Source organism: Xanthomonas sp. SHU 166, assembly GCF_000364685.1.
GTDB lineage: Bacteria > Pseudomonadota > Gammaproteobacteria > Xanthomonadales > Xanthomonadaceae > Xanthomonas_A > Xanthomonas_A sontii.
In genome coordinates this window covers 1-2,564 of sequence record NZ_AQOJ01000217.1, presented here as the reverse complement: position 1 = coordinate 2,564, position 2,564 = coordinate 1, and the positions used below count along the sequence as shown (strand labels likewise).

3 protein-coding genes are annotated in these 2,564 nt (G+C 72.2%); 2 read left to right on the top strand and 1 reads right to left on the bottom strand.

Annotated features, from left to right (window positions below; translation table 11 throughout):
• Positions 1–245: 245 nt before the first annotated feature.
• Complete coding sequence (locus tag D180_RS07285) at positions 246–1,019, bottom strand: TSUP family transporter (protein WP_017912277.1); 774 nt, start codon at positions 1,017–1,019, stop codon at positions 246–248.
• 96 nt (positions 1,020–1,115) lie between these two features.
• On the opposite strand from D180_RS07285, the gene D180_RS07280 reads away from it, so the two are divergent.
• Together D180_RS07280 and D180_RS07275 are read left to right on the top strand one after the other, a co-directional pair.
• Positions 1,116–1,508: a YchJ family metal-binding protein gene (locus tag D180_RS07280; protein WP_081616432.1), complete on the top strand. Its 393-nt coding sequence runs from the start codon at positions 1,116–1,118 to the stop codon at positions 1,506–1,508.
• Positions 1,509–1,754: 246 nt separating this feature from the next.
• A partial coding sequence (locus tag D180_RS07275) for a lytic murein transglycosylase (RefSeq protein WP_017912276.1) occupies positions 1,755–2,564 on the top strand: 810 nt, incomplete at its 3' end.

Below are 2,564 nucleotides of genomic sequence, written 5' to 3'. Positions count from 1 at the left end.
TGCGGCAGCTGCGTCCGCGGCAACGCGGCCAGCCGCGCGGTCGGCGTCGGCGAAGCCGGTGAAAGCAGGCACAGGCAGCAAACCTGCGAAGCCGGCCAAGGCTGCAGCAGCCAAGACGCCGCCTGCGAGCCGCAAGCGCCGCGGCCACTGAGCGGCACTTGCGGTCGCGCGTGCCGATCGGCCGCGCGCTGCACCATCGTTGGGAGGGATGGCACGCGGCAACCACACGGTGCCGCGCACTGCACTCAGTGCAGCAGATCCCAGCCCATCTTGCCGATCAGCACCACCACCAGCACCAGGAACAACTGCCGGATCAACGGCGTGCCGCCGCGCAGCGCCAGCCGGGTGCCGGTCACCGCGCCGGCCACGTTGGCCACGGCCATCGGCACCGCCGCGGCCAGCAGGATCTTGCCGCTGGGCACGAAGAAGCACAGCGCGGCCAGGTTGGTGGCCAGGTTCACCACCTTCGACGCGGCCGAGGCGCGCAGGAAATCCAGACCGAAGAAGCGGATGAACAGGAAGATCAGGAAGCTGCCGGTGCCCGGCCCGAAGAAGCCGTCGTAGAACCCGATCGCCGCGCCGATCGCCAGCGCGATCGCCAGTTCGCGGCGGCCGATGTGGCGCGGGCGGTGCAACGCGCCGAAATCCTTCTTGACCAGCGTATAGCCCAGCATCGCAATCAGCAGCACCAGGATCAGCGGGCGCACCGCCTGTTTCGGTAGCAGGCTCACCGCCGTGGCGCCGAGGAAGGCGAACACGAACGCGGCGGCGGTCGCATACAGCACCGGCCGCCACGGCAGGCGCACGTGGCGCGCATAGCGCCAGGCGGCGGTGCCGGTGCCGGCCATGGAACTGAACTTGTTGGTGCCGAGGATCACGGCGGGCGCCTGTTGCGGCAAGGTCGCGAACAGCCCGGGCAACTGGATCAGGCCGCCGCCGCCCACCGCCGCGTCCACCAGCCCGGCGACGAAGGCGATGCACAGCAGCCAGGGCAGTTCGGTGGGGATCGACTCGAGCACGCCGGCGCTCCGCGCAAGGGGCCGCAAGCATAGCCGCCACCGGCCGCGACGCGTGCGCGGCGTGCGCCGTGTCGCCGCAGCCGGCACAATCGGCACATGTCTCCGTCCGCCCTGCGCCTTGCCGATCCCTGCCCCTGCGGCCGTCCGCGCGAGTACGCGCAGTGCTGCGGGCCGTACCACGCCGGCACCCCTGCGCCGGATGCCGAATCCTTGATGCGCTCCCGCTACAGCGCCTACGTGCGCCAGGACGCCGATTACCTGCGCGCGAGCTGGCATCCGTCGACCTGTCCGCCGCAGGTGGAGATCGATCCGCGCACGGCGTGGCTCGGCCTCACCGTGCAGCGCGTGCTGCAGACCGGCGCCGACAGTGCCGAAGTCGCCTTCCTGGCGCGCTATCGCATCGGCGGCGGCAGCGCCGTGCGCATGACCGAGCACAGCCGCTTCGTGCGCGAGGATGGGCGCTGGTACTACCTCGACGCGCTGGACTGAGCGTCGCGCGTCGCGCCGCCGTTCTTTGGCGGGGCAAGCGTTGGCCCTCTGGCGCTTCGAACGGAATGCCGCAGCGGCCCGAACGCCATGCGTGTCGCGGCCGCGGCATCGTGCCGCGCGATCCGCCAACCAGGCCACGCTCGGAACGCGCTGCCGGTCGCGTGCCTGCCGCCCGCGTCGCGTGAGCGGAGCGCACACGCGCCGGTTGTTTATGATGTCGGCCCTGCCGTCGGCGAGGAAGTTTCGATGATGCGTTTGGCCTGGATCCTGCTGCTGGCGGCCCCGTGCGCGCTCGCGCAGACCCCACCCGCGGCGGCGCCGTCCACGCCCGATCCGGTCTTCGCCAGCTGCGTGGTCGGCCTGCGCACGGCTGCGGCGAAGGCGGGTGTCGCCGAGGCGTCCTTCGACCGCTTCACCGCCGGTCTGCAGCCGGACCCGAGCGTGCTGCCGCTGCTCGACGCACAGCCCGAGTTCACCACGCCGATCTGGGACTACCTGGCCGGCCTGGTCGACAGCCAGCGCATCGACGATGGTCGCGCCATGCTCGCCGCGCATCGCGACCTGCTCGCGCAGGTGGCGCAGCAGTACGGTGTCGACCCGGAGACGGTGGTCGCGGTGTGGGGCGTGGAGAGCGACTACGGCCGCATCTCCGGCAAGCGCCCGCTGCTGGTGTCGCTGCTGACCCTGTCCTGCGAAGGCCGCCGCCAGCCGTTCTTCCGCAGCGAGCTGTTCGCGCTGCTGAAGCTGCTGCAGGCCGGCGACCTGCGCCCCGAGGGCCTGACCGGGTCCTGGGCCGGCGCCTTCGGCCATACCCAGTTCATGCCCAGCACCTACGCCCGCGTCGCCGTGGACGGCGATGGCGACGGCCGCCGCGACCTGGTCGCCAGCATTCCCGATGCGCTGGCCTCCACCGCCAACTATCTCAAGCTCGCCGGCTGGCAGAGCGGCCAGCCGTGGGGGCTGGAGGTGAAGCTGCCGGCGGGCTTCGACCCGGCGCTGGCCGGGCGCACCCAGCGCCGGCCGCTGTCGGACTGGCGCGCGCGTGGCCTCGCCGCC